Genomic DNA, 25,410 nt, shown 5'->3' on the forward strand with positions numbered 1-25,410 from the left:
GGGGAGGTGATGCGAGCGAAAAAGGGGCCGTCTCCAGGTGAACGGCGGGACGGAATCGATCGGGGATCGTCCGCCCCGAGGCGATGCGTGCTCGCGGCGGCTCGTAATGGAGCGAGGTTCAATGCCGCCGGTGTGTGCGCCGGCGCCTGGCTGTGGCCGCGAGGGCGAGCCCCGCGAGGCCCGCGGGGAGCCACCCGTTCGGGGCGTTGCGGGGCATCCTGCAGCCGCAGCCGCCGTCGTCGTCGCCGGAGCGGCCCACGTTGCCGCCGGTCGAGCTGTCGCCGCCGGTGCCGTTGCCGCTGCTGTCGCTTCCGCCAGCGCCGTTGCCGCTGCTGGCGTTGACGGGCGGCTCTCCCAGATCGAGCGGCGCTTCCGCGTCATCGGCCGCGACGAGGATGGGCGGCGCCTCGCCGGTCTGCTCGTAGATGGCCAGGAGATCGTCTCCCGTCTCGTCCGTGCTGTTCGCGGACTGCAGGAACTCGATGTACTCCTTCGTCATCGACTGGTAGTACACGCGCGCCGAGAGCGTCTGCCTGCCGAAGGCGTCGGCCGGGACGGTGAGCGTGAAGCGCGCCTCGTCGTAGTTGCGGTATCCGCCGTTCCCATCGGCGAAGTCGATCTCCTGGGTCGGCTGGGTGGTCCGCGACGGGACGAAGCCCTTCGGCGGGATGCGCGTGTCGGAGATGATCATGTCGTGGAGCGCGAGGTGCTCCTCCTTCTCGCCCACGCCCGCATCGCTGTTCCATCGCCCGTGCACGGCGCGGTACTCGTGGGTGGGCGGCTCATGCTGGATCTCGCCGGTGTCGGCGTCGTAGCCGCCGAGCAGCGGCCGTTCGACGCCGTCCTCGTCGACGAGGAACACGGCGATCCAGGCGCGCCGGCTCTCCGCATAGCCCGTCGGGAACTTGTGGCCGGTGAGGTTCTCGACCCGGACGGTGATGGCGATCTCGTCTCCTGGCGCTGCCTCCTGCGGGGCTTCGACGAGCGTGACCGAGGCGGCCGAGGCGAGGCTCTTGAGCGTACTGTCGAGCGCGAGCTGGAAGGAGTCGGCGTAGTCCGCGGCGCGCGCCGGGTCGGCCGCCATGACGGCCTGGATGCCCCAGTGGTTGCCGCCGACGAGGATGTGCGTGCGCGGATCGGTTCGAACCGGCCCGCGATCGCCGACAGGCACCTCGCCGGTCCTCCTCTGCATATGACAATCGACGCAGCTTTGACCGCTCGATCCGCCATTGCGGAAGTCGCTGGAAGCCCACTCCTCGTAGGTCGTGTCGAGCGGAAATTCGAAGTTGGTGTCGCTTCCGTCCGCGTCCTTCAGCTTGCGTTCCGGATTGGTGACCTGATGGCATTGGCCACAAAACGCGGATTCGGCGAGCTCGGGCGTCCTTTCTCCAGTGTGAGATTCAGAGACGACGTCCTCATAGGGGCCAGACACCATGGGCGTGGCTGTGAATCCGGCAACCGCGGGCGTGACGTCGAACACGAGCTGAGCATTGCCGATGATGTACGCGTCGTCAGCGCCTGGCGTCGTCAGCGCGCGATGACAAGCGCTGCAGCTGACCCCCTGGCCGTCGATGATCTTGCCGTCGACCGACGCCTCGGGGTCGAATCCAGAGCCGTCCGGGGGCGTCGCCCTCCCGTTCAGGAACCCGATGGGGGAGTGGCATCGCAGGCAGAAGGTCCCGACCCCCGGCGCGTCCTGGTTGGCAATCGCAAGAGCGGCCTTGAAGACGGGGTCGCGCCATGCATTGGCCATCATGGTGCCTGCCCACGTGTCGGTGGGCATGTAATCCTGGTGCTCCTGGATCTCTGCTCGATGGCAGCCGGCGCAGCGCTCAGCGGTGCCCAGGTTGTTTGGCTGTGGCATCTCGTGGGGGCCCGTGCCCTGGAGGTCATCGATTCCAGCTGCTGCCTCGTGGCTCAGCAACCCGAGCGCGAGCGCCCAACCTACCGCCAGTCTCCGCGTCTTCTGCATGGCTCGAATCCAGATCTGGTAAGCTGCTCTTCGGAAAATAGGGACCAACGACGGACGGCCGCGCTGGTCCCTGCGGACCACGTGCCAATCTATTCCGGATCGATCCGGAAGATGCTGCCTCCATAGGAGACGATGTACAGCTCGCCGGCAGCGTCCTCGCCGAACGAAGCCAGGCCCTGGATGGTGCTCTCAGAGGCGAGGTCCTGGCTGAGCGAGCTCCTCGGGGTGGCGACGCCGTCCTTCCAGGTGAGCATCCAGACCCGGTCTGACGCGTAGTCGCCGAACAGGTACTTCCCACGAAGCGCGGGGATCCTGCTCCCACGATAGACATAGCCGCCTGTCACGGAGCCATCGCTGTTGTCGTGGTCGTACGCCACCACGGGCGGCGTGATCGTCGGCGAGTCGCAGCTGATCGCCTGGTCATCCTTGATGCAGGTACCCCCCTCGGTGACGCTCCATCCGTAGTTCTTGTTGCCCTGGCCGCGCGGCTCGATGTTGATTTCCTCGAAAAGGCGCCCACCGACGTCTCCGATGTAGAGATCACCCCTGCAGCGGTCGAAGCTGAAGCGCCACGGGTTGCGCAGTCCGTAGTCCCATACGTACGGGTCTCCGCCGCGGACATTCCCGGCCGGCGCCGTCGGGTGATTCTCGACGTCTACGCGAAGTATCTTGGCGTACTTTACCTCGATGTTTTGCCCATTGTCGTCCGGATCCGGGTTCGAGGTGTCCCCGCCGCCGTCGCCGACGCCGATGTAGAGCATCCCATCGGGGCCGAACGCGAGCATCCCGCCGTTGTGGTTGCCGACCAACACCGGTATTGAGAAGAGGGTATGTCGCGTCTGCTCCTGCTGCCCCACCTGCGGCTCAGCTCGGTCCGGATTGTCCGGTGAACGCCTGAACTCTCGGAGGACCAGCGTACGTGACCTCGAGTTGTAGTAGACGAAGAATCTTCCGTTGCTCGCATACTGCGGGTGGAACGCGAGTCCGAGGAGCCCTCGCTCGTCCTCATCGTACTCACTGCCCTGGACATCCGCGGTGATGTCGAGGAACGGAGCGCTCTGCAGCTCCCCTCCCTTGATGAGGCGGATGGTTCCGCCCTGCTGCACGACGTAGAGCCGGCTGGGATCTTCGGGCTCGCTCGTCACGAACAAGGGCTGGTTCAGGCCGCGTGCTACCTCGGTGAGGCGGAGCGGCGGTACGGTCCCGCCCGGCTCGTCGCATTCGATTGTCCCGCTCCCCCCCACGCCAGTTCCGGTCGCAGGGCCGGCTCCCGCTCCGCTGGTCGCGTCGGTGCCCGAGCTGGTCGCGTCGGTGCCCGAGCTGGTCGAGTTGGCGCCCGAGCTGGTCGAATTGGTGCCCGAGCTGGTTCCGCTGCTCGTCGGAGTGCCCGCCGAGGTGCTGCCGCCGCCGGTGCCCGTCGTACCGGGACCGGAGCCTCCCCCGCCGCCGCCTCCTGCTCCCGAGTCGCTGCCGCCGCAGCCATTCAGCATGAAGCCGATCCCGACGACGGCGGCTGCGATGGGCATGAAAGACAAACGGAAACGCTTCTGGTCTATCATGCAGTAGGACACTATCCGAACAGCGCGCCCCTTGGTATAACTTTCCACCGCTCGGCGACGTCGGCATCTTGCGGCAGGCGCCCTGAATTGGCGGGCATGGCTACAATGCAAGATTCTTCCCTACTGCTGCGTGAAATTCTATCGCGCCGGATTCCGCCGGCGGCGCGCTCCTGGCTGGAGCGCGTCGAGAGGTTGACCGGAACCGGTGCGCGCCTTGGCGGCGGGTCTGGTGCACCGGTGAGCGAGGCGTCGACCTGGTTCGAGCGCGACCGCTTCCTCGCAACGTTCACTGCGGCGGTACGCGCGCTCGGCAAGGCGCCGCTCGGGCTTCACGCCGAGGAGCGGGATGCGCTGGAGGCTGCCGGTGTCGCCCGGGCGGTCGATGGGCGAGGCGTGGATGAGCTCGGCCGGGTATTGATGCTCGCGCAGGTTTCGAGGCGCCTTCCCGCACCGGAGCTCGAATTGCTGCTCCGGGTTTGCTACGAGCAGGGAGATGGACGGGAGCGGCAGGCGCTCTTGCGGGCACTGCCGTTCTTGGTCGAGGCAGAGCGCTTCGTTCCATTGGCGGTCGAGGCGTGCCGCACGAACGAACTACCCATCCTCGAGGCGATCGCCTGCGAGAATCCCTACCCAGCGGCCTATTTTCCCGATCTCAATTTTAATCAGATGGTCCTCAAGGCCATGTTCATGGGCGTGGCGCTCGCGCGGATCGTCGGGCTCGACCGGCGGCGATCGAGCGAGCTCGCCAGGATGGCGGAGGACTTCGCGAGCGAACGGAGGGCGGCTGGCCGGAGCATCCCGGCCGACATCGGCCTGCTCTCCCTGGACCATGAGCGCGAGCGCGCGACGCGGATCCCCGAGTGAAGCGGCGCGATGCGGAGGGACCTTTGAAGCTATTCGATCCTCACATCCACATGACATCGCGGACGACGGACGACTACCAGGCGATGGCCGCGGCCGGTATCGTCGCCGTCCTCGAGCCGGCGTTCTGGCTCGGCCAACCGAGGACCCATGTCGGCACCTTCGAGGACTACTTCACGTCCCTGCTCGGCTGGGAGCGCTTCCGGGCCAGCCAGTTCGGTATCCGCCACCTCTGTACGTTGGGGCTCAACCCGAAGGAGGCCAACAACCCCCGCGTGGCGCAAGGCGTGATCGAGCTCCTGCCGCGCTATCTCGACAAGGAGGGCGTCGTCGCCGTCGGTGAGATCGGGTTCGACGACATGACGCCGGAGGAAGAGAAGTATTTTGCCCAGCAGGTCGAGCTCGCCCGAGAGCACGATCTTCCGATTTTGGTGCACACGCCGCATCGCGACAAGAAGCGCGGTACGGAGCGGACGCTCGCGCTGGTGAAGGAGCTTCAGTTCCCCGAAGAGCGTGTGCTCGTCGATCACAACAACGAGGAGACGCTACCGCTCGTGCTCGCGACGGGCTGCTGGGCCGGTCACTCCATCTACCCGAATACCAAGATGGACGAGGACAGGATGGTCGCGCTGGTCAAGAACTACGGCGCCGAGCGGATGCTGATCAACAGCGCGGCGGACTGGGGCGTGAGCGATCCGCTCAAGGTCCCGAAGACAGCTGCGAGGATGCGTGAGAACGGGATCTCGGACGAGGCGATCGAGCGGATCGTCTGGAAGAACCCCCTGGCCTTCTTCGCCCAGAGCGGCCGGCTCGATCTCGCCGACTTCGGCGAGGCGCCGGCGGTGGATCAGCGCGCGCTGTTCGAGGGGAACTCGGTCCTCCGTGGACAGGCCCCCGTCGTGAAAGGCTGATCGAGCGCACGCATGCACCGCACTGTCGTCCTCAACGTCGTCGGGCTCACCGGCGAGCTCCTCGGCGACGCCACGCCGAACCTGAAGCGGCTCGCTCGGGAAGGGGCGATGCGCCCGCTCCAGACCGTGCTGCCAGCGGTCACGTGCACGGTCCAGTCGACCTTCACGACAGGGCTCCTCCCAAGCGGGCACGGCTGTGTCGCGAACGGCTGGTACTTCCGCGACATCGCCGAGGTGAACCTGTGGCGCCAGGCGAACCAGCTCGTGACGGGTGAGAAGATCTGGGAGGCTGCGCGCCGTCGCGATCCGGCGTTCACCTGCGCCAAGCTGTTCTGGTGGTACAACATGTACAGCTCGGCGGATTATGCGGTGACGCCGCGGCCGATCTACTGGGCGGACGGGCTCAAGCTGCCGGACATCTACACCGAACCGGCGTCATTGCGCGATGAGCTCGTCTCTCGGCTAGGTGAGTTCCCGCTCTTCAATTTCTGGGGTCCGAACGCGGACATCCGATCGACGGAGTGGATTGCACGGTGCGCGCGCCATGTGTACGACACGCGCGGACCAACGTTGACGCTGGTCTACCTTCCGCACCTCGACTACAACCTGCAGCGGCTAGGGCCCGATCATCCAACGATCAAGGATGACCTTCGCGCGGTGGACGCCGTATGCGGGGAGCTCATCGACCACGTGCGTAAGGACGGAGCGCGGGTGATCGTCCTGTCCGAGTACGGTATCACGCGTGTGTCAGGGGTGGTGCACATCAACCGGGCGCTGCGAGAACAGCGCCTTCTACGCGTTCGAGTCGAGCGTGGGCTTGAGAAGCTCGATGCCGGCGCATCCGAGGCTTTCGCTGTGGCGGATCATCAGGTGGCACACGTCTATGTGCGGAACCCGCATCGCATCGCCGAGGTGAGAGAACTGATCGCGCGACTTCCGGGGGTAGATTCGGTGTTGGGTCAGGAAGAGAAGCGCGCTGTCGGGCTTGAGCACGAACGCTCAGGCGAGCTCGTGGCCATCGCGAAGGAAGACAGCTGGTTCAGCTATTACTACTGGACTGACGATGAAAAAGCACCGGAATTTGCGCGTACGGTCGATATTCATCGGAAGCCCGGGTATGACCCTGTAGAGCTATTCCTGGATCCGGCATTGTCGATGGTGCCCTTGCGTGTGGCGTGGACATTGTTGAAGAAGAAGCTCGGCTACAGGTATTTGATGAACGTGATTCCGTTGGACGCATCTCTGGTGAGAGGATCCCACGGGCGCTTGACAGAGCGGACCGAGGCGATGCCGGTGTTCATTTCGACGGAGCCCGGGGACTTGCCCCCTGTGGTACCAGGGAGCCTCGTCAAGGAACTCGTCCTGCGTCACCTCTTTCTTTAGCGGTGCAGATTCGTGCGTTACGGGCTCATCCGCGTCGACCGGCTCGCTTCGGCGTACTTTCGTATACCTCACTCGCTTGCCCGGCGGCTGAGCCCGTACCACACGAATCCGCACCCCGCTAGAGCCCCTGTGATGCGTGGCTCACGGTGCTAGTTTGGCAACGACGATGTCGTTTTCTCCCAAAGCTTCGTGGATTCCGGTTCCGAAATCTGTCAATCCTGAGTTGGTTCCCGCGATGACGACGGCGTCGGTGGACGGGTCGGCGACAATCGCCCGCCCTTGCTGAGCGTTCTGATTTGGGAGTAGCTTGCTCCAATAGATCTTCCCGGCGTTGTTAAATTTTGCGACGAACAGATCCGGTGCGTCTCGAGTCTTGATCTCGCCATCGCCGAAATCGATGGACTGAATCGCGTATCCGGATACGACGATGTTGTCAGAACTATCGCTAGCGACGCTGGTCGCGCTGTCGGGTCCACCGCCACCAAAAGAGTAGTTCCAGAGGCAGAACCCGCGGGGACTTAGCTGAACGACGAGCGCGGCGCTCGAGTCGTCGTGCGGTTCTAGCCTTCCGCAGCCCCAGTCGAGCGCTTCGCTGAAACGTCCTGCGATTGTGAAATTGCTCCGCGAGTCTGCGGTTATTCCGAATATTTCGCACTCACGGCAGTAGAGGCCCGCGATCGGAGTTCCGGTGCTGTCGAGCTTGGTGAAGAATCCGTTGTTCCGAAAGTTGGGCTCTCTGAGCGAGAGTGAGCCCAGGTTGACCGATTGGTTAAACGTGCCTGCGATGATGATGTTGTCGGACGAGTCTACCGCAATCCTCGTCCCTCGCTGATCGGCGTCGTCCACCCCAGCGGCATCGCCGAGCGTCGTGCTCCACCGATGTGCGCCGTCGGCCATGCTGTAACGCGCGATGAATATGTCCTCGTGCTTGCTCGTGAACGTCGGACCGCCAAAGTTCGTCGTACCTTCGAATGTCCCGACGACCAAGAGGTCTCCGTCGGAACGAACGGTGATCCCGTTGGCAATTTGTGCTTTGTCGTCACCGAACTGCGTGGCCCACATGCGTTCGCCGGCCTGGTCGAGCGCGACCACCAACGCGTCGGAGTCACCGGACGCGGACAAGGTCTGGCCGTCAATGGTGATGGAGTTGCTGAAGCCGCCGGATACTACGATGTTCCCTGAAGAGTCGACGGCGATGTCTGTGATGATCCCTGGCAAGCTTCGGGCCCAGACGACCGTCCCGGTGCTGTCGAGCTTCGCGATGAAGTAACTTGGGCCACCATCGGATGTCAGGGTTTCCGCGCCTATGCTGAGTGTGTCGGTGAACGTACCGAGCAGGAAGATGTTGCCCTGCCCGTCTATCGCGAGCTTGATTGGAGCCTCGTCGTTCGTTGATCCGTAGCTCCTGCTCCACAGGGCATCACTGCACGGAATGCCGTCACAATCCTCGTCGCCGGGCTGGCTGCACACCTCGGCCGACTGTGGAAGGACCTCGCCAACACACTCGCCGTAGCCGCTTCCGTCCTCCCGACAGGTCTTCGTCCCAGCCTGGCACAGCCCGTGTCCTTCCGTTCCCTCGGGACCACTGTAGCAAGCGGCTGTTGTCCTCGGCTCGCATGGCTGGTTGTTGGGCGGCCCCCCGCTCCCCTCGGCGTCGGCGTCATGGAACTCATCCAGCCCAAGAATGACCGCACAGCCGGCTGCCATGGAGAGGTGAAGTAACCCGATACAAATCAGGTGATGCGATCCTAATCTCGTTATCACGAATTCTCCTGTTTTGTATCAGAGATAAATTACGCGCGCTCGCATGGCCTCTTGCCAGTGGAATGTGGCGGGTGTCGCCGATGGATCTGGGCGCATCCCTAGGTCGGATCTCACGTCCCCCTCACCACCCGCTGCATCGCCAGCGTCAGCGGGAATCCCATCATCGCCAGCGCCGCAGCGCCGCCGGCGCCCGGCGCTCCGCTCTTCGCGATGAGCACCGCGTCCAGCAGCGATATCCCTGCGATGAGCGTCACCACGGCGCGAGGGATGCGGTCCTTCCGCGTCCCCCGCAGCAACCTCACCGCGTGGATCACGCAGCCAGCGAGCGCCCCGTACGCGATCGTCCCCATCATCCCCGTGAGCGGCGCACCGAGCGTCGCCAGGAACGGGACCGCCATGAAGCCGAGCGCCCACAGGCTGCGCACCGCCAGCAGGTTCTCCTGCTTCGCGATCGCGGTCAGCCCGATCAGATAGAACAGCAGCGCCACGCCGCCGCCGAGCACCGCGCTCCCGAGCTGCCCGCCCGCCGCGAGCGCGGCGCTCACATAGACCAGCACGCGGCATGCTCCCATCAACGCCGGGCTCAGCGGGTTCCCCTTGTGCCAGGCATCGTAAAGGACGATCGCCCCGGCGAGCAGCGCGCTCGCCAGGGCGGGCGCCATCCCTCGGTTCGCCACATAGGCATGGCCGCCCACGATCAGCACCCCCGCCCCGAGCAGGCCGTAGCCGACCGCGAACACCTCCCGAGCGCTCACCAGCCCGGATGGGATCGGCCGCTCGGGCCGCTCGCGCGCGTCGATCTCCCGGTCGAACGCGTCGTTGAGGAACATGCCGCCCACGTACATCAGCGACACCGCGAACCCCACCAGCGCCACCTCGGACGCCCGCGGCCCAGACCCCGACAGGGCCATGCCACAGAGCACGTTCGTCCACACCGTGGGCAGGTTCGAGACGCGGCCGAGCCGCAGATACACCCGTGCGCGCGAGCTCATCGCCCTGCCCCCACTCCGCGGTCCGCTCGCCCACCGGAGCTCGCCCCGACTCCGGAGTCCGCTCGCCCACCAGAGCTTGCCCCGACTTCGCGGCCGCCCCCGACTCCACCGCTCCCGCCAACGCCCCGGCCCTCGCCAACGCTCCCGTTACCTACCATCCGCTCCTCCACCCAGCGGAGCTCCCTCGCCACCGCCTCGACGAGACCGCCGCGGCGCTGGTCCTCCGGCAGTACATCCCAGGTGTAGGTCTCTACCTCGAGGTGCTGCGTCGCAGGCGCGTCTCGCAGGTGCGACAGCAGCGTTGCCAGCTCCGGCTGCGTCGTCGCGAGCGTGCCCTCGAGCTCCCGGAAGATCGGCACATGGAAGTGGACGCGCCACTCCTCCGGCTGCGCTCCGGGCGGCGCCGCCTTCGCGCCCTCGAGCGACGCCAGCGCCTCGGGCAGATCCAGGTAGCGAACGAGCTCGCCCCCGCCTTCGCGCCGCTCGACCACCTGGTGCAGGTAGACGACGTCCTCCGCGTACGCGCGCAGCCTGGCCATCGTCGCCGGCTCGCGCTCCGCCACGCGCGCGCGCAGCCCGGCGCTGAGCTGCACCTTGTGCACGCCGATCCCCGCCGCGCGGAGCGCCGCGAGCGACGCGGGGGCGTCCTCGAACTCCACCGCCATGTGGCACGCGTCGAAGCAGAGGCCGAGGTGGCTCCGGAGCGCCTCCTCGGCGTCCGGCAGGCTCATCCCGGCCAGCGCCGACAGCTCGCGGGCGCGCTCCGGCGCGAACACGTGATCGGTGAAGAAGCCGATCGCCTCGGGCGTCGTCTCGAGGAAGCAGCACGGCTCCGGCTCGAGGGCCAGCGCGACGTGCTTGCCCGTGCGGCGGCGGATCTCGACGAGGTGCGCCGCGTGCTCGACCAGCCGCCGCGCCATCGCAGCCGCGTCGCCCGGCGTGCGCACCCGCGGCCTGAACGCGCCGGGCACCGTGCTGACGCTGCCCATCAGGCCCTCGTTCGCCGGCAGCAGCTCGGCGAGGAGCGTCGCCAGGAGATTGCTGTACGCGAGCCGCTCCTCGGCGAGCCAGTCGGGCAGGTACACGCGCTCCTTCACCGCCGCGCCGTGGAACCGGCCGTAGGGGAAGCCGTTCAGCGTGAACACGTACAGGCCGTTCCGCTCGAGAAAATCGCGGAACGCTTCGAGCTCCGCCGGCTCGGCGAGCTCCGCCGCCGCCCTGGCCGAGAGCCGCAGCCCCACCCCGCACCGGCGGCGCTCGCTCGGCCCGAGGCCATCCGCCCCTCTGCCTCCTCCGCTGCTTCCGTCGCCTCGTCCCCGCAGCGCCCCTTCCTCCCCGCCGGCCGCGCGCGACCAGATCGCGAGCAGGTGCGTCTCGAGGCTCTGCTTCACCTCCGACCACGTCTCGCCCGCGTGGATGTTCGTGCAGTACGTGAGGTGCGGCGCGCCCGCGCACGCGAGCCTCATGATTGCGCCGCTCCCGTGGCGACGCCCGCCGCTCCCATGGCCGTGCCCCCCGCTCCCGTGGCCGCGCCCGCCGCGAGCGCGCCCCGCCTCGCGGCGCGCTCGCGCAGCCGCGCGATCGCCGCGACGACGTGCCGCTCCTCCATCGCGTGCACCTCGCGGGCGCGCCCCACGTCCTCGAGCAACGTCACCGTGAGCTCCCCGCCGAGGTGCTCGCGGAACTCGTCCAGGCCATCCAGCACGCAGAGCCGCTCGCCCCGCTCGCCCGGCTCCCCCCTCTCGCACGTGCGCGTCAGCGCGAGCGCGTCGTCCCACAGCGTGAAGCCGAGCGCCTCGAGCGCCGCCACCACCGCGGCCGCCGTCGCCTGGCTGCACAGGCCGGCCAGCTCGGCGTACAGCGTGTCGATCGCGATCCCGATCGCGACCGCCTCTCCGTGGCGGAGCCTGTGCTTCGTGAGCGACTCCAGCTTGTGCGCAGCCCAGTGCCCGAAGTCGAGGGGCCGCGCGCTCCCGAGCTCGAACGGGTCGCCCGCGCTCGCGATGTGCTGGAGGTGGATCTCCGCCGAGCGGCGCACGAGCTGCGCGAGCGGCGCGAGCGACCCCGACGCGAGCGCGGGCGCGTGCTCGGACAGCCACGAGAACAGCCTCGCGTCCCGGATCAGCGCGACCTTCACCGCCTCCGCCATCCCCGCCACCTTGTCGCGCAAGGGCAGCGTCTCCAGAAAGCGCGGATCGATGAGCACCGCGAACGGCGGGGCGAACGTGCCGAGCAGGTTCTTCTTCCCGAACGCGTTGACGCCGTTCTTCACGCCGACCCCGGAGTCGGCTTGGGCGAGCACCGTGGTCGGGATCCGCACGACCCGGACGCCTCGATGCACCGTCGCCGCCGCGTAGCCGACCATGTCGAGCACCGCGCCGCCTCCGACGATCATCACGAACGACTGCCGATCCATCCCCAGCGCGTCGAGCCTCGCCTGCAGCGCGGCCGTCGCCGCGCCGTCGTTCTTCGCCGCCTCGCCGCCGGGGACCACGATCGGCTCGGCCGCGAGCGTGAGCAGGTCCGGGCGCGCGCCCATGTACCGCGCGATGTCGTCCGCCAGAGACGGCCACGCCGCCGCGACGCCGCCGTCGATCACCGGCAGCACGCGGTGGCGCCGGCGCGGCTCCTTCGCGGCGATGGCGGCCGCGAGGTCGGCGTTGCTCGGCGAGAAGACGCCCTCCGTGAAGTAGACGGGGTACTCGAAGGGGACCGCGATCCGTTGCAGATGAAGCAGCATCAAAGCCGACTTTCGAGAGAGGTCATCGGCCCGTCAAGTTGGTTCCTCGCGAGGATCCCGCGTCTTGCCGCGGTACGAAAACTTCCCCTTGGCGGCGGACGGCCTTCCTGCAATGCTGGCGCCGCTCGGTGAATCGCGCCGCCGTACGGTCGAGTTCACCTCGTGGCCCCGTGATCGCCGCTTGATCGCAACCCCGTACCGCCTGACATCCTCCTCAATGCAGACGCCCATGGAAGGCACAACCCGTCCCTCGAAACGGTCCTTCATGCGAGGAGTGCTTCTGACGGCAGCGGCAGGGCTCGCCCTCGCCGCGTTCTCCGCCGGGTGCGCGCCCACGTACGTGTACAATCCGGCGAACTACGCGAAGGAGTACGACCCGCGTAAGCACGAATACACGATCGGGGTAGGGGACCAGATCCGGATCAACGTCTGGCGCATGGCCGACCTGTCGAGCGACGCGCTCGTCCGGGCCGATGGCGTCATCACGATGCCGCTCATCGGCGACGTCTACGTGGCCGGCAGGACCCCGACCGAGGTGCGCGAGGAGCTGAAGAAGCGGCTCGCCGAGTTCGTGAAGGACGAGACGGCCGTGATCACCGTCGCCGTGACCGGGATCAACAGCTACCGGTTCGTTGTCAGCGGCAACGTCGCGCGCGCCGGCATCTTCGCCTCCAACTACTTCGTCTCCGTCTCCGAGGCGCTCGCGCTGGCCGGCGGTCCAAACCAGTTCGCCTCGACGGATCAGATCCTGCTCATCCGCATGGATAGCCCGGGCAAATTCCGGCACATCCCCATCAACTACGACGAAATCGCCTCGCGCAAGCGGCCCGAGCAAGACCTCGTGCTCAAGGCCGGCGATACCGTCTTCGTGCCCTGATCGTGGCCGGCTCCTCCGCGCTTGCTCGAAAGGCCGTCCTCGGCGCGGTCTGGACCATCGCGACCGGGCTCGGCTCGCGCGTGCTCGGCCTGATAGGCACCCTCGTGCTCACCCGGTTCATCGCGCCGGATGTGTACGGCGAGGTTTCGGCAGCGTCCGTCGTGATCATGACGGCGCACTTCATGTCGAGCCTCGGGACCGGCCAGTTCATCGCGTCGAGGCCCAACCTCGACCGTCAGATGGTCTTCAACGCGACCGTCTATTTCCACGTGGCGGGCCTCGTCGCCATCGCCGCCGTCTACCTCCTCCGGGAGCCGATCGCGGTGCACCTCGTCGGCGCGCCCGGGATGCTCCAGTTCATGCCGGGGCTCATCCTCGCGATGTTCATCGATCGGATCTGGTACGTCCCCGATCGCCTGCTCATCCGCGAGATGCGCTTCCGCAGCGTCAGCCTCCGGAACGCCGCCGGCGAGCTCACCTACACCGCGGCGTCCGTCTCCCTCGCCATGCTCGGCTGGGGGGGGAACGCCATCGTGGTGGCGACGCTCCTGCGCGCCGTCGTGCGCGTGGTGACCACTGTCCCGGCGGTGAAGCTCTCCGAGTGGCTGACGCCGAGCCCGCTGTCGGGCGAGAAGGCGCGCGAGCTGTTCGCCTTCGGCATCCCGCTCAACTTCGGGTCGCTGGCGAACTTCGGGGCCTCCAAGTGGGACAACCTCGTCATGATCCGACTGTTCGGGGAGCAGGTCGGCGGGCTCTACAACCTCGCGTGGAACCTCGCCGACATCCCGGCCTCCCAGGTCGGCGAGCGCATCGGCGACGTGCTCGTCCCGTCGTTCGCGAAGCTCGAGCCGGAGCAGCGCAAGGCGGCGCTCGTCCGAGCGCTCACGCTGCTCGCGCTCCTCATCTTCCCGCTCGCCGTGGGCCTCGGCGCGGTCGCCCCGACGATCCTGAACGACACCTTCTTCAACGAGGCATGGGAGCCGGCCGGCCCGCTCCTCGCCGTGCTGTCCGCGCTCGGCGTCACGCGCCCGATCGGCTGGGTCCTGTCCTCGTACATGCAGGTCTACGGGCGGACGCGGACGATCATGGTCCTGGAGTGGCTCAAGGTGGCCGCGATCGTCGGCGGCATCGCGCTGCTCGGGACGATCGGCGGCGTCCTCTGGGCCTGCGCCGGCGTCGGCGTCGCGTTCGGGGTGCACGCCCTGGCGAGCCTCTGGGTGGTCAAGCGCGCCGATGGCGTCCCGTACATGCGGCTCCTGCGCCCGCTGGTCCGCCCGCTCCTCGCGTGCCTGCCCATGGTCGCCGCGGTGCTCGCCGTCCGCTACGGCATGGAGTCGCTCCACGGCCTGCCCCGCGGGTGCCGCCTTGGCGCCGAGGTGGTGGTCGGCGGGCTCGCCTTCGTCGCTTCCGCGCTCGTCATCGCGCGGCAGGCATCACGGGACTTCCTCCAGCTCGCCCGCGAGGCGGTCCGCCGCCGCCGTTAAGGCGTTTCCTGAATGTCACCGATCCGGAGTGACCAGCGAGGCGCGCGCGGCGAGCGTGACGAGAGCAATACGCGTGACGAGCGTGACGAGCGCAACGCGCGTGAGCGAGCGCAACATGCGTAGCGAGCGTAGCGAGCGCAACGGGCTCAACAAGCGCACGGCGCGCAGCGCGACGAGGAGCACCTCTCCCCGCCCAATCGTTGAGGTCCCACGCGACACTCGAGCGAAATTTAGGGGCCTGTGGTAGCGTCGGGCCCCTCTCTTCGAAACTGGGTCGGGATCCGCATGGCGGCTCCCCTCCACCACTGGAGATAAAAGGAAATGGCAGAGACGCATCCCGCTGCGGTCGAGAGCCTCCTGGCCAAGATCAACTCTCGCGAAGCCCAGGTGGGCATCATCGGCATGGGTTATGTCGGCCTGCCGCTGGCGCTCACGTTCATCGAGAAGGGCTTCCGCGTGCTGGGCTTCGACGTGGACCCCGAGAAGGTCACCGCGCTCAGCGAGGGGAAGAGCTACATCAAGCACCTCGATCCCGCGCGCGTCGCGGCTGCCGCCAAGACCGGCCTGTTCGAGGCGACGGCCGACTTCTCGAGGCTCAACGAGCCCGACGCCATCCTCATCTGCGTCCCCACCCCGCTGACGGCGCAGCGGGAGCCCGACATGAGCTACGTCGTCGGCTCGGCCCAGAAGATCAAGGAGCGGCTGCGGAAGGGCCAGCTCGTCGTGCTCGAGTCCACCACGTACCCGGGCACGACCGATGAGCTCGTCAAGGGCATCCTCGAGCAATCGGGCCTGCGCATGGGCGAGGATTTCTACCTCGCCTTCTCGCCCGAGCGCGAGGATCCGGGCAACCGCGATCACAGCACCGCGACCATCCCGAAGGTCGTCGGCGGCGTCGATCGCGCGTCGCTGGCCCTCTCGGTGGCGCTCTACTCGCAGGCGATCGCGCGCACCGTGTCCGTCTCCTCCGCGCGCGCGGCCGAGGCCGCGAAGCTGACCGAGAACATCTTCCGGGCCATCAACATCGCCCTCGTGAACGAGCTCAAGGTCGTCTACGACGCCATGGGCATCGACGTCTGGGAGGTGCTCGACGCCGCGTCGACGAAGCCGTTCGGCTTCATGCGGTTCAACCCCGGCCCGGGCTGGGGCGGCCACTGCATCCCGCTCGATCCGTTCTACCTCGCGTGGAAGGCGCGCGAGTACGGCGTGTCCACCAAGTTCATCGAGCTGGCCGGCGAGGTGAACGTCGAGATGCCGCACTACGTCGTCAACAAGCTCCAGCTCGCGCTGAACGAGCGCGGCAAGGCGCTGAAGGGCACGAAGGTCCTGCTCCTCGGCGTCGCCTACAAGAAGGACATCGACGACCCGCGCGAGAGCCCCGCGTTCGAGATCATCGAGCTCCTGCGCAGGCTCGGCGCCGTGCTGAGCTTCCACGACCCGCACGTGCCCAAGCTGCCGCGCATGCGCACCTGGCCGCATCTGCCGGAGCTCTCGTCCATCCCCCTCAACGAGGATACGCTCAAGAGCCACGACGCGGTCATGTTGGTCACCGACCACTCCGTGGTCGACTACGATCTGGTGCTGAACCACGCCGCCCTGATCGTCGACGCCCGCGGCGTCTACCGCGCGGCGAACCCCAAGGTCGTCAAGGCCTGACGGAGGGCGCCCCGAGCGGCGCGGGCAGGCTCGCACGCGGGCGCGGCGCTCCTGGTGACCAGGCATCCAGCGGCGGCGTCCTTGCCCGCCGCCGCTGGCCCGGTGGCGTGTCGCTCAATTCCCGCGCTGTGGGCGGCGCGCCGCGGCGATGCCCGCGTGCTGCCCACGCCACCGCGCGGGCGCGTCAAGGTCGAGCTCCTGGGTGACTCCTCGACAACCGCGGGGGCTCCGCGTGTCCTCGCGACATCGTAGCCGCGTCACCTGGTGTCCGCGTATCCTCGCAACCACGTATCCCTGTAACCCGTAACCCTGTAACCGGTAACCGGTAACCGGATGCGGCTCTTGCCGAGTTCGCGAAATCGCGAGCATCCCCTTGATGTCAGGGCGCCGGTTCGGTACCCATCAAAGACGGTCCATGTCCACGCCGCCGCCCATGGTCGGGCCAGGTCGAACGATGTCGCCTGCAGATGACAGCCTGGGCCCTGCGCCATCGAGCTCGGATTGGAAGGGCCACCTGGAGATCCGGCTCGGCGATCTCCCGGGGACGCGCCGGCCGCTGACGGAGTCCCACATCGTCATCGGCAGGGCGCCGGGCGTGCAGCTCACGCTCGACCACTACACGGTCTCCCGGCGCCACGCGGAGCTCTTCTGCGATCCGTTCGGCCGGTGGTGGATCCGCGACCTCGGCAGCACCAACGGGACGCTCGTCAACGACGAGCGGATCAACGAGAAGGTGCTGAAGCCGGGCGATCGCATCGGGATCGGCGACTACGTCCTCGAGTTCCAGCTCACGGCGCGGGCCCCTCGCGTGCCGATCGACCCGGGCGGCCTCCATTTCGAGGAGGACAAACCGACCGCGATCCGCAAGCTCGGCGAGCTCGACCCTCCGCGGATCGCGGCGAAGCACCTGTTCACCCTAATGGACCTGTCGCGGCGGCTCCTCAGCATCGAGGACGCGACGGATCGGTTCGACGCGCTCTGCCAGCTGATGGTCCGCGAGGACTTTCACGGCAGCATGGCGCTCGCGCTGCGGCTCCGGCAGAACGGCGCGCTGACGATCCTGTCCGGGCCGCACCGCCCATTCCAGTCGCTCCGGCGCGAGGACTCCGTCGCCCCGCCGTACATCTCGCGCCGGGTGCTCGCGGCGGTGCAGGACACGCGCGAGCCGGTGCTCGCCGGCAACCTGGTGAGCGACAGCGCCACGGTCGAGCTCACGATGTCGCGCGACGTCATGGCCCTCTGGGTCGTGGCCTGTCCGCTGCGCGTCGAGGAGCAGATGATGAACCTGCTCTACGTGACCCTGCCGCCCGACTTCGGCAGCGTCGAGTGGCTCGGGCTCATCGCGCTCGCGGCGGAGGTCTATCAGCAGGCCGAGTCGGCCTGGGAGGCGCGGCGCCACGCGCAGGCGCACGCGGCGATCGAGCGCGAGCTCGAGATGGCGCACCAGATCCAGCGGACCTTCGTCCCGAAGCGGCTTGAGTTCAAGGCGCTGGACGTGGCGCTCGGCTTCGAGCCGTGCCGGTGGGTCGGGGGCGACTACGTGGACATCGTCCCGATGCCGGACGGCCGCCTCATGCTCGCCGTGGCGGACGTCTGCGGCAAGGGGCTCCAGGCCGCGCTCATCGGCTCGAGCGTCCACACGATGGTGCGCGCGACGGTCGACGCCGGCCGCGGGATCACGGGCATGATGGACCGGCTGAACGCCTACCTCTGCGAGTACCTGCCGGAGCACTCGTTCGTCACGATGGTGGCCGTCGCCCTCGACCCCGCGACGGGCCGCATGGAGTGCGTCAACGCAGGGCACCCACCGGCGCTGGTGGCGACCGCGGAGGGCGGCCTGCGGCACCTCCAGGCGGCCGTCAACCCGGCGCTCGGGGTCGGCCCGGTGCCGATGGAGGCGCACCAGAGCGTGCTCGCGCCGGGCGAGGTGCTCGCGATGTACACCGACGGGCTCACCGAGCTGCGCAACTCGTCGAAGCAGATGCTCGGCCTGCACGCGCTCGGCACGGGCTTCGCCAAGCTCTGCGCGACCAGCGCTGGCCGCCCGGTCGCGTCGATCGCCGACAAGCTCACGCACATGCTCGAGGAGTTCCGCGGCGACCAGCTGCCCGAGGACGATCGGGCCTTCCTCCTCGCGCGGCGCACCTGAGCGCGCCGCCTTCGGCAGCCCGGCGGAGCCCCTGAGCGCGCCGAGGGCGGGGTTCCGGCCTCCCCTGGGGAGCGCGCCCCGTCGCGCTCAGCGAGCGGCGTCGCCCGCGCCAGCAGACCCCGGCGCCTCGCCCTCCAGCGGCTCGCTCGGCGTCTCCTGGCGGCGCGTCGCGCCGGAAGGGCCTGCAGAGCCGAAGGGCTGGGTCATCAAGATGCGCGAGCCCGGCGCCATCCGCCGCGGGAACGCGCCCGACACGGACAGGAGGAGCGTGTTCCGGACGACGCGCGTGTCGGGGAGCTCCGCCGTCCTCGCCTCGGTGCGCTGGTTCGCGTGCTGGTACCGGAGCGCGAGCGCGAAGTCAGGGATGACGATGACAGGGCTGTAGAGCAGCCCGACGTCGGTGAGCACCGCGAGCGTCCTCGGCCCCGTGTCGAGATCACCCTCCGCGTTCGTCTCGAGAGGTCGCGCGAGCTGCGCGCTGGCCGAGCCCTCGACCGACAGGTGCCAGGCGGCGTGGACGGGCACCGCGGCGCGGAGCGTCAGCATGTGGGAGAGCTGGATCTGCTGCAGGAAGACGTTCGGCGTGGCCGCATAGGTGTACGCGAGCTCGGCCGCGTCGCCCCGCTCGTGCAAGTAGCGCAGCGCCGCGAGCCCGGTCGGGCGCGCGAGCGACCCGGCGCCGCCCGCCAGGTCCGTCGCGACGACCCCGCCGACGTCGACCTGGCTCGAGAAGCGACGCCCGAGGTCGTGCTGCCAGCTCGCCACGAGCGTGCTGAGGAGCTGATCGCGCGACGTGTACGTGTCCTCGGTCGCGGGATCGGTGTCGGTGACCGGAACGTTGTCGAAATGGGTGTAGCCGACCGAGAGCGCGAGGGCCGCGACGTCGTGACGGAAGCTTCGGTTCGCGTTCAGCGTGTTCGTCACGCTGTACGTGCGCTGCGGGCGATCCAGGAGCGGGTTGTAGACGGCGAACGCCGCCGCCTGCCCGAGCGACCAGACCGGCGAGGGCTGGAACGAGAACCCCTCGTTGAACGACCCCTGCACGAAGGTCGTCGTCCCGCCCGCGGTGCCCTGGGGCGTCGTGGTCCCCGGCGTCTGCTCGAGCTGGAACGTGTTGAGCTGACCTTGCGACCCGGACGCCCCGAGCGTCAGCGACGTCCTCGGCGACGTGACGAAGCGGCCGGACCACACGGCCACGTTCGAGTACGAGCTCGCCTCCGCGTGCCGGAAGAAGAAGCTCGTCGAGAACGTGTAGGACAGCGTCTGCGCGGTCCGCGGCGTCGTGTAGGTGAAGATCAGGCCGGGGCTCGCGGTCCCGAAGCCGTCGGCGTCGGGACCGGGCCCGGCCGGGGGCTCGGCCGCGGAGGTCACGTTGTCGGTGACGCCGATCGACCCGGTGAAGACGCCGTGGAGGGTTGCGTCCTGCGCCCGGGCGTCGTGGTGGGTGAGGATCGCGCAGCCGAAGGCCGCGACCGCAATACCTCGTCCGGAGCGCATGAGGGCTGCAAGGTAACAATGGAGCCGGCGCTCGGCTACGCCTCCCCGACCTTTCGGCGAAAGGAGGCGAGCGCCGCGCGCCGGCCGTTCAGGCGTCGAGCAGGACGACACCGAGGATGGGCGCCGGTCGGAGCTGCTCGATGGCCTGGCGGATCGCCTTGCGGGTCGACTTCTTGACAAGCGAGGTCAGGACCACGCCGTCCACCGAGTCGCCGATGACGTTCAGGTCCATGCTGCCGAGCACCGGCGGCGTGTCGATGATGATGTACGAGTAGCCCGCGCGCTTGAGGCTCTCGATCGCGGTCGAGAACGCCACCCCGTCGAAGATCGGCGGCCGCTCCGTGCGCGGATCGACGGCCAGGATGTGGACGGGCGTCTGGAGGGCGAGCCTCGCGTCGGGCGACCTGCCGCCGATCGGCGCGGCGTTCCTGTCCGACGACGTCTCGCCGCCCTCGTCGCCGGGCGTCACGGCGGGCGCCGCCTGATCGACGACGACCCAGGGCGCGAACCGGTCGTTGACATGGCGCTGGAGCTGCTCCGTGAAGCAGCTCGGGGGCTCGAACCGCAGCGCCTTCGCGATGCCGGGCTTGCGGATGTTCGCCTCGACGAGGAGGATCTTCCCGCGGACGGTCTCGCGGAGCGCGAGCGCGAGGTTGATGGCGCAGGACGTCTTTCCCTCGCCGGGCCCCGCGCTCGTCACGGCGATGGTGATCCCCGAGCCCGTCGGCAGCTTGCGCCGGAGCGTCCGGTACGCGTCGGCCTGGGGCGAGTAGGGCGCGCGGAGCATCACGATGTTCGGATCCACGGCGTCCGGCATCGGCACGGGGCGCACGGTGATCTCGCCCTGGCCGCGCAGCGACTCCTCCGGGAGCAGCCCGGCGTTCTCCGGTGTCGTGGGCAGGGAGCGCAGCTGCTCGATGTGCAGCGACGGCGGCTCCTCGAACGTCGGATCCAGCGACTGCAGCTTCGCGTCCACGGCCTGGTGCGCCGGGGTCGACACCACGCGGTTGAAGATCAGGGAGGGCGGCGAGCTGAACGTGCTGGTGAGCGAGCGCTCGATCGGCCTCTCGGGCGGCGGCTGCTGCGGCGGCGGCTGCTGATGCGGCTGCGGCACCTCGCGCACGGTCACCTCGCGCGTCGCGGGCGGCACCACGCGATCGAAGACGAGCGAAGGAGGCGAGGTGAACGCGCCGCTGAACGATCGCTCGAGCGGCGGCGCTCCCCCGGGGGGCGCCGCCGCGTCACGGACCCCCACGTCGCGCGCCGGCGGGGCGATGACCCGGTCGATCGGCACCGGCAGCGCCGGCGAGCTGCCCGGCCTCCCGCCGCTCGACACGAGCCCGGGGCTGCTCAGCGTCGCGCTCAGATCGACGACGCGCGCGATCGCCGGGGATGAGCCTTGCCGGTCGGGGCCGGGCGGCAGCGCCGGCGCGGGCATGCCGAGCACCGTCGCGGTACCCGGATGCGCGCGGTGCTCGCCGTGGTCCGCCGCAGGACCCCCGAGGAAGAGCGCCGTCGCTGGCGACGGCCCCCTGAGCGGCTGGGGCGCGCCGGGGTGAGCGCCCGGCGCCTGCGCGGCGCCGAGGCGCAGCCCCATCGCTTGCGGGTGCTGCGGCGAAGGGGGGAGATCTTGCCGGATGGTCGGCGAGTCGAACGCGGCGCTCGGGTCGTCCTGGCTGGAGCTCGGGCGCTCCGCCGAGACCACGTCCTCCGCGTCGTTCGCGAGGCGCAGGACGCGGGCGATCATCTCCTCGCGCACGTCCGGATCCGGCGCGATCGAGCGCCAGTTGCCGACCACGTTGCGGAGTCGGCGCGCCTCGATGACGAGGGCGCGGACCCGCGCGGTCTGCTCCGCGCGACTCAGGAAGTCGCAGACCTGATCGAGCGCCCGCTCGAGGGAAGCGACCGGCGGCGGCTTTCCCGGCTCAGCTCCGCCTGCCTCAGCCACGGCGCCCTCGGGGCGCGCGCGCGGCGGGCGGTACGACGACGAGCACCGGAGCGAGCGCCATTCGATCGATATCTTCCATGTCGTAAACCCGATCGTCGAACACGATGCCACGCGCCGCGGCGGCCGCGATGCCGGCCGCAACGGACAAGAACAGCCCGCCGATGGCGATGATCAACCGCGACGGGCTCGACGGCGCGCTCGGCCGGTACGCCGGGTCGAGCACCTCGATCTGCGCCGAGTAGCCGCCCTGCTCCGAGCTCGCTGCGATCTCGGCGCGGAACGACTTGCCCTCGAGGTCGGAGAGGCGCTGCTGCGCGCGCGCCTTCTCGCGGGTGAGCCGCGACCAGTCGGTCTCGGTGTTGATGATCTGCTTCGCCGCCTCGCTCGCGTCGGCCGCGTTGCCCTTCTTCGCGCCCCTGCGCACCGCGATCTCCCGCTCGAGAGCCGCGAGCTGGGACTTGATCTTCGCCTTCTCGGCCTCGTCGGTCGCGGGGACCTCCACCACCGGCTCCGGCGGCAGGACGAGCGCCTGCTCGGCGCGCCGCAGCGCCGCCTCGGCGTTGGTCACGCGGGCCGCCGCCGCCCGGACGTCGGGGTGCTGCTCGGTGAAGCGGGACTGCTTGTCGGCCAGATCCCGCCGCGCGGTGGCGAGCTCCTGCTCGGCCTGATCCCGCTGCCGGGTGAGCGCGGGGGAGGGCACCCCGGCGGCGCTCACCGCGGGCTGCTCCGGCTTGCCGGTGAGCCGGCTGCGCAGGCGGGGCACCTGCCGCTCGAGCGCCTCGAGGGTCGGGTCGGTCCCGGTGGCGCGCCGCTCCCGCTCGCGGATGGCGGCGCCGCCCTGCGAGCCGCCGGGCGTGGACTGCTCGGTGGCGAACTCGGGGTGCTCTGCCAGGAACGCCGCGAGCTCGGTCTCGGCCTTCTCGACGTCCTGCTCGGCGCGCTTCAGCTCCGCATCGAGGAACTCGTTCGTCAGCTTCGCCTGCGACCTGCGCATGCGCGTCGTCTCCTCGACGAGGATGTCCGCGAGCCGCTGCGTCACCTCCTGCGCCTGCTCGCGCGTCTCCCCTTCGGCCGAGATCGCGAAGGTGTCCTGCGAGCGGGCCTTGAAGGTGATCTTGGCGCGGAGCCGATCGACAGCGTCGACCATGCCCCGCTTCTCGAGGACGTCGGGGAAGAGGTTGAACTCGGTCACGACCTTCTCGAGGTTGGAGCGCGCGAGCAGCGTCTCCTTGAGGCGCGCGGAGAGGGTGCGGAGCGGGTCGGGCCCGTCCGGCCCGAGGTACGTCGCCTTGACGCCCTCGCGGTAGAAGATCACGGTCTCGGAGCGGTACGCGGGCTTCCTCGACTGCACGACGAGCACCGTGAACCCGAGCCCCGCGATCGCCACCAGCACCGCCACGTACCAGTGCGCCAGCGTCCGGTTGATCATCGCGCTGACGCTGGGCGGCTGCGGACCTGCAGGCCGCGCCGATGCGTCGGCGGGAATCGCCCCGAGCGCCTCCTGGGGCGGGGTAGGCCCGGAGGGCTGCTGGTTCATCTTCTTGTCCATGGTCCCCGCTCCTCGAAGGTTGCCTTGCTCCGCCCGGCCCGGAGGACGCGCACCCCGGTCTGGCAGGCTGGTTGCCTATGGTAGACGTGCGACGCCCGAGCGCCAGCTTGTTGCATTCGGCTGCGCCCGCCGCGTGCCCGCCGCGCGCAACCCTACGCCTAACACGCCTCCGGTACGCGCAGCACGCGCAGCACGCGCAACCAGCGCCGCGGCGACGGGGGAGCGCCGCCCGGGCGACTCCAGCCGCTCGGCAACGTCCGCGCGACACCTGCCGCGCGGCGCTGCCACCGCGGCCGTCGTCGACGGGTGGGCCGGGGGGCCGGGGTGGCGGCGCGCGCGCCGCCACCGAGCGTCACGTGGGGAACACCCGATCGAGGCGCAGCAGGCGGAAGATCGCGCGCGGCTGATCCCTCAGCCCGACGATGCGCACCTGGCCGCCGTTGGCTCGTACCCGCTTGAACAGCGAGACGATGACGCCGACGCCCGAGCTGTCGATCAGCCGGAGGGACGAGAGCTCGAGCGTGATGTTCTGCCGGTTCTCGGCCACCAGCTCGTCCACCAATGTCCTGAACTCCGGTGCGGTCACTGCGTCGAGGGTCCCCTCGAACTGCACGACCGTCTCACTGCCGTTATCGGTCCGCGTATAGCTCATTGGATTTTGATTCCCCCTGCGGCGCGGGTCGCGCCCGAACGGGAGACGCTCCGCATTCGAAAACTGCTTGTCCGATGCCCTGTCGCCCCGGCGAAATCGGCGTCGGAATGCTCTTGTTCGCTGCTGCCTTCACCCCCGTCGCCGGCAATACACGAGCTGCCCTCCCTCCGCTTCACCAGACGCAGGACATTCGGGCTGCCGGGACAGTAGTCGACCTCATCCATGAACGATTTGATGATGAAGAGGCCCATCCCGGACTCGGGGAGGTCGTCGATGGGAGGGTTGTCGATGGCCGCGGGATCGAAGCTGCAGCCCGTGTCCATCAAGCGGATGATAATGCCGTCCGCGTCGGACTCGATCTCAATGTCGACGTCGCCCGGCGGGCCAGCGCGGTATCCGTGAATCGCGATGTTGTTGAACGCCTCGCCGAACGCCGAGACGGTCTGGTCCTCGAAATCCTCCTGGGTGAGGCCGGGCGACCCGCCCTCGACCCTCCCAGGCGCGGCCATCTTGCATGCGGCCGCCACCACGCGGAGGGCGAGGTGGCGATAGGTCAACGAACCTGGTACGCGGAGTCGGATCACGCCCAAACCTCCATCCGAGCTTGTACCCTACCACGTTCTCGACTATGGGAGCCACAAGGTAAACAGTGACACCTGGCGTTCGTGTAGCGAAACGTGCGATCGACATCGCGGGCTCGCTCGTGGGTCTCACGCTGACCCTCCCGCTCTACCCTCTCATCGGCGCGGCTATCTACCTCGAGTCGCCCGGGCCGATCTTCTACATGCAGCGCCGTGCCGGGATGCTCATCGGCACGGAAGTGCGGGACGGCGTGGCCTACCCGCGATTCGTCGAATTCCACATGCGCAAGTTTCGTTCCATGCGCGTGGATGCCGAGAAGTTGACGGGGGCCGTGCTCGCCCAGCAGGACGACCCGCGCATCACCCGGGTCGGCCGCTTCCTGCGCAAGACGCGCCTCGACGAGATCCCGCAGTTCTGGAGCGTGCTCATGGGGGACATGAGCATCGTGGGGCCGCGCCCCGAGCGCCCCGAGCTGCTCGTCAACCTCGCGCTCGCCATTCCGTTCTTCGAGGAGCGGATGCGCGACATCAAGCCGGGCATCACGGGGCTCGCGCAGGTGTCGCTCGGGTATACCGGGCGCGCCCCGGCGGAGAGCGAGGTCGCCGCGTTCGAGGCGACGCTGACGAACCCGTTCGGCCTCGAGGAGGCGGAGGGCGCCGAGGCCGACGACATGCGGATGAAGCTGCTCTTCGACCTCGCGTACGCCGCGTCGCTCGAGAAGCTCTCGACGTTCCTGCAGATGGAGCTCTCGATCATCGTGAAGACGCCGCTCGTGATGGTCCTCGGCCTCGGGCGCTGAGCGGGCGCCGCGCCTCCGGACCCCGGCGCGGGCGC

21 protein-coding genes are annotated in these 25,410 nt (G+C 68.8%); 9 read left to right on the top strand and 12 right to left on the bottom strand.

Features of this window, described 5'->3' with window-relative positions; translation table 11 throughout:
* Positions 1-118: 118 nt before the first annotated feature.
* Positions 119-1,972: an MYXO-CTERM sorting domain-containing protein gene (locus tag WMF19_RS04665; protein WP_437897961.1), complete on the bottom strand. Its 1,854-nt coding sequence runs from the start codon at positions 1,970-1,972 to the stop codon at positions 119-121.
* 89 nt (positions 1,973-2,061) lie between these two features.
* Positions 2,062-3,117 carry a PQQ-dependent sugar dehydrogenase gene (locus WMF19_RS04670; protein WP_437897962.1) on the bottom strand — a complete coding sequence of 352 codons (1,056 nt, stop codon included), beginning with the start codon at positions 3,115-3,117 and terminating at the stop codon, positions 2,062-2,064.
* Positions 3,118-3,262: 145 nt separating this feature from the next.
* Here WMF19_RS04670 and WMF19_RS04675 point away from each other — a divergent pair, with 145 nt between their 5' ends.
* The 4 genes from WMF19_RS04675 to WMF19_RS04690 all read left to right on the top strand — a co-directional run bounded on the left by WMF19_RS04675 (position 3,263) and on the right by WMF19_RS04690 (position 6,686).
* A complete protein-coding gene (locus WMF19_RS04675; protein ID WP_437897963.1) occupies positions 3,263-3,538 on the top strand; it encodes a hypothetical protein in 276 nt (91 codons plus the stop codon).
* Between the two features lie 89 nt (positions 3,539-3,627).
* Entirely contained in the window at positions 3,628-4,395 is a 768-nt protein-coding gene (locus tag WMF19_RS04680) for an EboA domain-containing protein (protein WP_437897964.1), read from the top strand.
* Between the two features lie 23 nt (positions 4,396-4,418).
* A complete protein-coding gene (locus tag WMF19_RS04685) occupies positions 4,419-5,303 on the top strand; it encodes a TatD family hydrolase (RefSeq protein WP_437897965.1) in 885 nt (294 codons plus the stop codon).
* Positions 5,304-5,315: 12 nt separating this feature from the next.
* Positions 5,316-6,686 (top strand): alkaline phosphatase family protein, encoded by a 1,371-nt coding sequence (locus WMF19_RS04690; RefSeq protein WP_437897966.1) that lies wholly within the window; start codon positions 5,316-5,318, stop codon positions 6,684-6,686.
* A 141-nt stretch (positions 6,687-6,827) separates the two neighbouring features.
* On the opposite strand, the gene WMF19_RS04695 is transcribed toward WMF19_RS04690, so the two are convergent.
* From WMF19_RS04695 to WMF19_RS04710, 4 genes are all read right to left on the bottom strand, one after another.
* Positions 6,828-8,393, bottom strand: coding sequence for a hypothetical protein (locus WMF19_RS04695; protein WP_437897967.1), 1,566 nt, complete (start codon positions 8,391-8,393; stop codon positions 6,828-6,830).
* Between the two features lie 167 nt (positions 8,394-8,560).
* The gene (locus tag WMF19_RS04700; RefSeq protein WP_437897968.1) at positions 8,561-9,442 is read right to left on the bottom strand and encodes a UbiA family prenyltransferase; all 882 of its coding nucleotides are present in this window, start codon (positions 9,440-9,442) and stop codon (positions 8,561-8,563) included.
* Positions 9,439-10,908 carry a metabolite traffic protein EboE gene (gene eboE, locus WMF19_RS04705; RefSeq protein ID WP_437897969.1) on the bottom strand — a complete coding sequence of 490 codons (1,470 nt, stop codon included), beginning with the start codon at positions 10,906-10,908 and terminating at the stop codon, positions 9,439-9,441. Before eboE ends, WMF19_RS04700 begins: the two co-directional genes overlap by 4 nt.
* Positions 10,905-12,185 carry a 3-dehydroquinate synthase gene (locus WMF19_RS04710; protein WP_437897970.1) on the bottom strand — a complete coding sequence of 427 codons (1,281 nt, stop codon included), beginning with the start codon at positions 12,183-12,185 and terminating at the stop codon, positions 10,905-10,907. Before WMF19_RS04710 ends, eboE begins: the two co-directional genes overlap by 4 nt.
* A 262-nt stretch (positions 12,186-12,447) precedes the next feature.
* Between WMF19_RS04710 and WMF19_RS04715 the strand changes: the two genes are divergently transcribed.
* Together WMF19_RS04715 and WMF19_RS04720 are read left to right on the top strand one after the other, a co-directional pair.
* Positions 12,448-13,059: a polysaccharide biosynthesis/export family protein gene (locus tag WMF19_RS04715; protein ID WP_437897971.1), complete on the top strand. Its 612-nt coding sequence runs from the start codon at positions 12,448-12,450 to the stop codon at positions 13,057-13,059.
* A 2-nt stretch (positions 13,060-13,061) separates the two neighbouring features.
* Positions 13,062-14,543: an oligosaccharide flippase family protein gene (locus WMF19_RS04720; protein WP_437897972.1), complete on the top strand. Its 1,482-nt coding sequence runs from the start codon at positions 13,062-13,064 to the stop codon at positions 14,541-14,543.
* Positions 14,544-14,558: 15 nt separating this feature from the next.
* Here the strand turns inward: WMF19_RS04720 and WMF19_RS04725 are convergent, their stop codons facing one another.
* Complete coding sequence (locus WMF19_RS04725; protein WP_437897973.1) at positions 14,559-14,726, bottom strand: hypothetical protein; 168 nt, start codon at positions 14,724-14,726, stop codon at positions 14,559-14,561.
* Positions 14,727-14,864: 138 nt separating this feature from the next.
* Here WMF19_RS04725 and WMF19_RS04730 point away from each other — a divergent pair, with 138 nt between their 5' ends.
* Both WMF19_RS04730 and WMF19_RS04735 read left to right on the top strand, forming a co-directional pair.
* Entirely contained in the window at positions 14,865-16,199 is a 1,335-nt protein-coding gene (locus WMF19_RS04730) for a nucleotide sugar dehydrogenase (protein ID WP_437327671.1), read from the top strand.
* A gap of 454 nt (positions 16,200-16,653) precedes the next feature.
* A complete protein-coding gene (locus tag WMF19_RS04735) occupies positions 16,654-18,348 on the top strand; it encodes a SpoIIE family protein phosphatase (protein WP_437897974.1) in 1,695 nt (564 codons plus the stop codon).
* Positions 18,349-18,435: 87 nt separating this feature from the next.
* On the opposite strand, the gene WMF19_RS04740 is transcribed toward WMF19_RS04735, so the two are convergent.
* The 5 genes from WMF19_RS04740 to WMF19_RS04760 all read right to left on the bottom strand — a co-directional run bounded on the left by WMF19_RS04740 (position 18,436) and on the right by WMF19_RS04760 (position 24,551).
* Positions 18,436-19,845 carry a hypothetical protein gene (locus tag WMF19_RS04740; protein ID WP_437897975.1) on the bottom strand — a complete coding sequence of 470 codons (1,410 nt, stop codon included), beginning with the start codon at positions 19,843-19,845 and terminating at the stop codon, positions 18,436-18,438.
* An 88-nt stretch (positions 19,846-19,933) separates the two neighbouring features.
* The gene (locus tag WMF19_RS04745; RefSeq protein ID WP_437897976.1) at positions 19,934-21,793 is read right to left on the bottom strand and encodes a hypothetical protein; all 1,860 of its coding nucleotides are present in this window, start codon (positions 21,791-21,793) and stop codon (positions 19,934-19,936) included.
* The gene (locus tag WMF19_RS04750; RefSeq protein ID WP_437327674.1) at positions 21,786-23,342 is read right to left on the bottom strand and encodes a GumC family protein; all 1,557 of its coding nucleotides are present in this window, start codon (positions 23,340-23,342) and stop codon (positions 21,786-21,788) included. The genes WMF19_RS04745 and WMF19_RS04750 overlap by 8 nt, the downstream gene beginning before the upstream one ends.
* 352 nt (positions 23,343-23,694) lie before the next feature.
* Positions 23,695-23,994 (bottom strand): STAS domain-containing protein, encoded by a 300-nt coding sequence (locus WMF19_RS04755; protein WP_012233514.1) that lies wholly within the window; start codon positions 23,992-23,994, stop codon positions 23,695-23,697.
* Positions 23,991-24,551: an ATP-binding protein gene (locus tag WMF19_RS04760; protein ID WP_437897977.1), complete on the bottom strand. Its 561-nt coding sequence runs from the start codon at positions 24,549-24,551 to the stop codon at positions 23,991-23,993. Before WMF19_RS04760 ends, WMF19_RS04755 begins: the two co-directional genes overlap by 4 nt.
* A gap of 92 nt (positions 24,552-24,643) precedes the next feature.
* On the opposite strand from WMF19_RS04760, the gene WMF19_RS04765 reads away from it, so the two are divergent.
* Complete coding sequence (locus WMF19_RS04765) at positions 24,644-25,375, top strand: sugar transferase (protein WP_012233516.1); 732 nt, start codon at positions 24,644-24,646, stop codon at positions 25,373-25,375.
* Positions 25,376-25,410: the final 35 nt, after the last annotated feature.

The sequence above is a fragment of the Sorangium sp. So ce124 genome, assembly GCF_051525235.1.
Taxonomy (GTDB): Bacteria; Myxococcota_A; Polyangia; order Polyangiales; family Polyangiaceae; genus Sorangium; species Sorangium atrum.

What these genes read in the sequence shown, in the direction of transcription:
- WMF19_RS04665 (WP_437897961.1), bottom strand. Translation starts at nt 1,972, where the DNA reads ATGCAGAAGACGCGGAGACTGGCGGTAGGTTGGGCGCTCGCGCTCGGG.
- WMF19_RS04680 (WP_437897964.1), top strand. Translation starts at nt 3,628, where the DNA reads ATGGCTACAATGCAAGATTCTTCCCTACTGCTGCGTGAAATTCTATCG.
- WMF19_RS04690 (WP_437897966.1), top strand. Translation starts at nt 5,316, where the DNA reads ATGCACCGCACTGTCGTCCTCAACGTCGTCGGGCTCACCGGCGAGCTC.
- WMF19_RS04695 (WP_437897967.1), bottom strand. Translation starts at nt 8,393, where the DNA reads ATGGCAGCCGGCTGTGCGGTCATTCTTGGGCTGGATGAGTTCCATGAC.
- WMF19_RS04700 (WP_437897968.1), bottom strand. Translation starts at nt 9,442, where the DNA reads ATGAGCTCGCGCGCACGGGTGTATCTGCGGCTCGGCCGCGTCTCGAAC.
- eboE (WP_437897969.1), bottom strand. Translation starts at nt 10,908, where the DNA reads ATGAGGCTCGCGTGCGCGGGCGCGCCGCACCTCACGTACTGCACGAAC.
- WMF19_RS04715 (WP_437897971.1), top strand. Translation starts at nt 12,448, where the DNA reads ATGCGAGGAGTGCTTCTGACGGCAGCGGCAGGGCTCGCCCTCGCCGCG.
- WMF19_RS04730 (WP_437327671.1), top strand. Translation starts at nt 14,865, where the DNA reads ATGGCAGAGACGCATCCCGCTGCGGTCGAGAGCCTCCTGGCCAAGATC.
- WMF19_RS04735 (WP_437897974.1), top strand. Translation starts at nt 16,654, where the DNA reads ATGTCGCCTGCAGATGACAGCCTGGGCCCTGCGCCATCGAGCTCGGAT.
- WMF19_RS04740 (WP_437897975.1), bottom strand. Translation starts at nt 19,845, where the DNA reads ATGCGCTCCGGACGAGGTATTGCGGTCGCGGCCTTCGGCTGCGCGATC.
- WMF19_RS04750 (WP_437327674.1), bottom strand. Translation starts at nt 23,342, where the DNA reads ATGGACAAGAAGATGAACCAGCAGCCCTCCGGGCCTACCCCGCCCCAG.
- WMF19_RS04755 (WP_012233514.1), bottom strand. Translation starts at nt 23,994, where the DNA reads ATGAGCTATACGCGGACCGATAACGGCAGTGAGACGGTCGTGCAGTTC.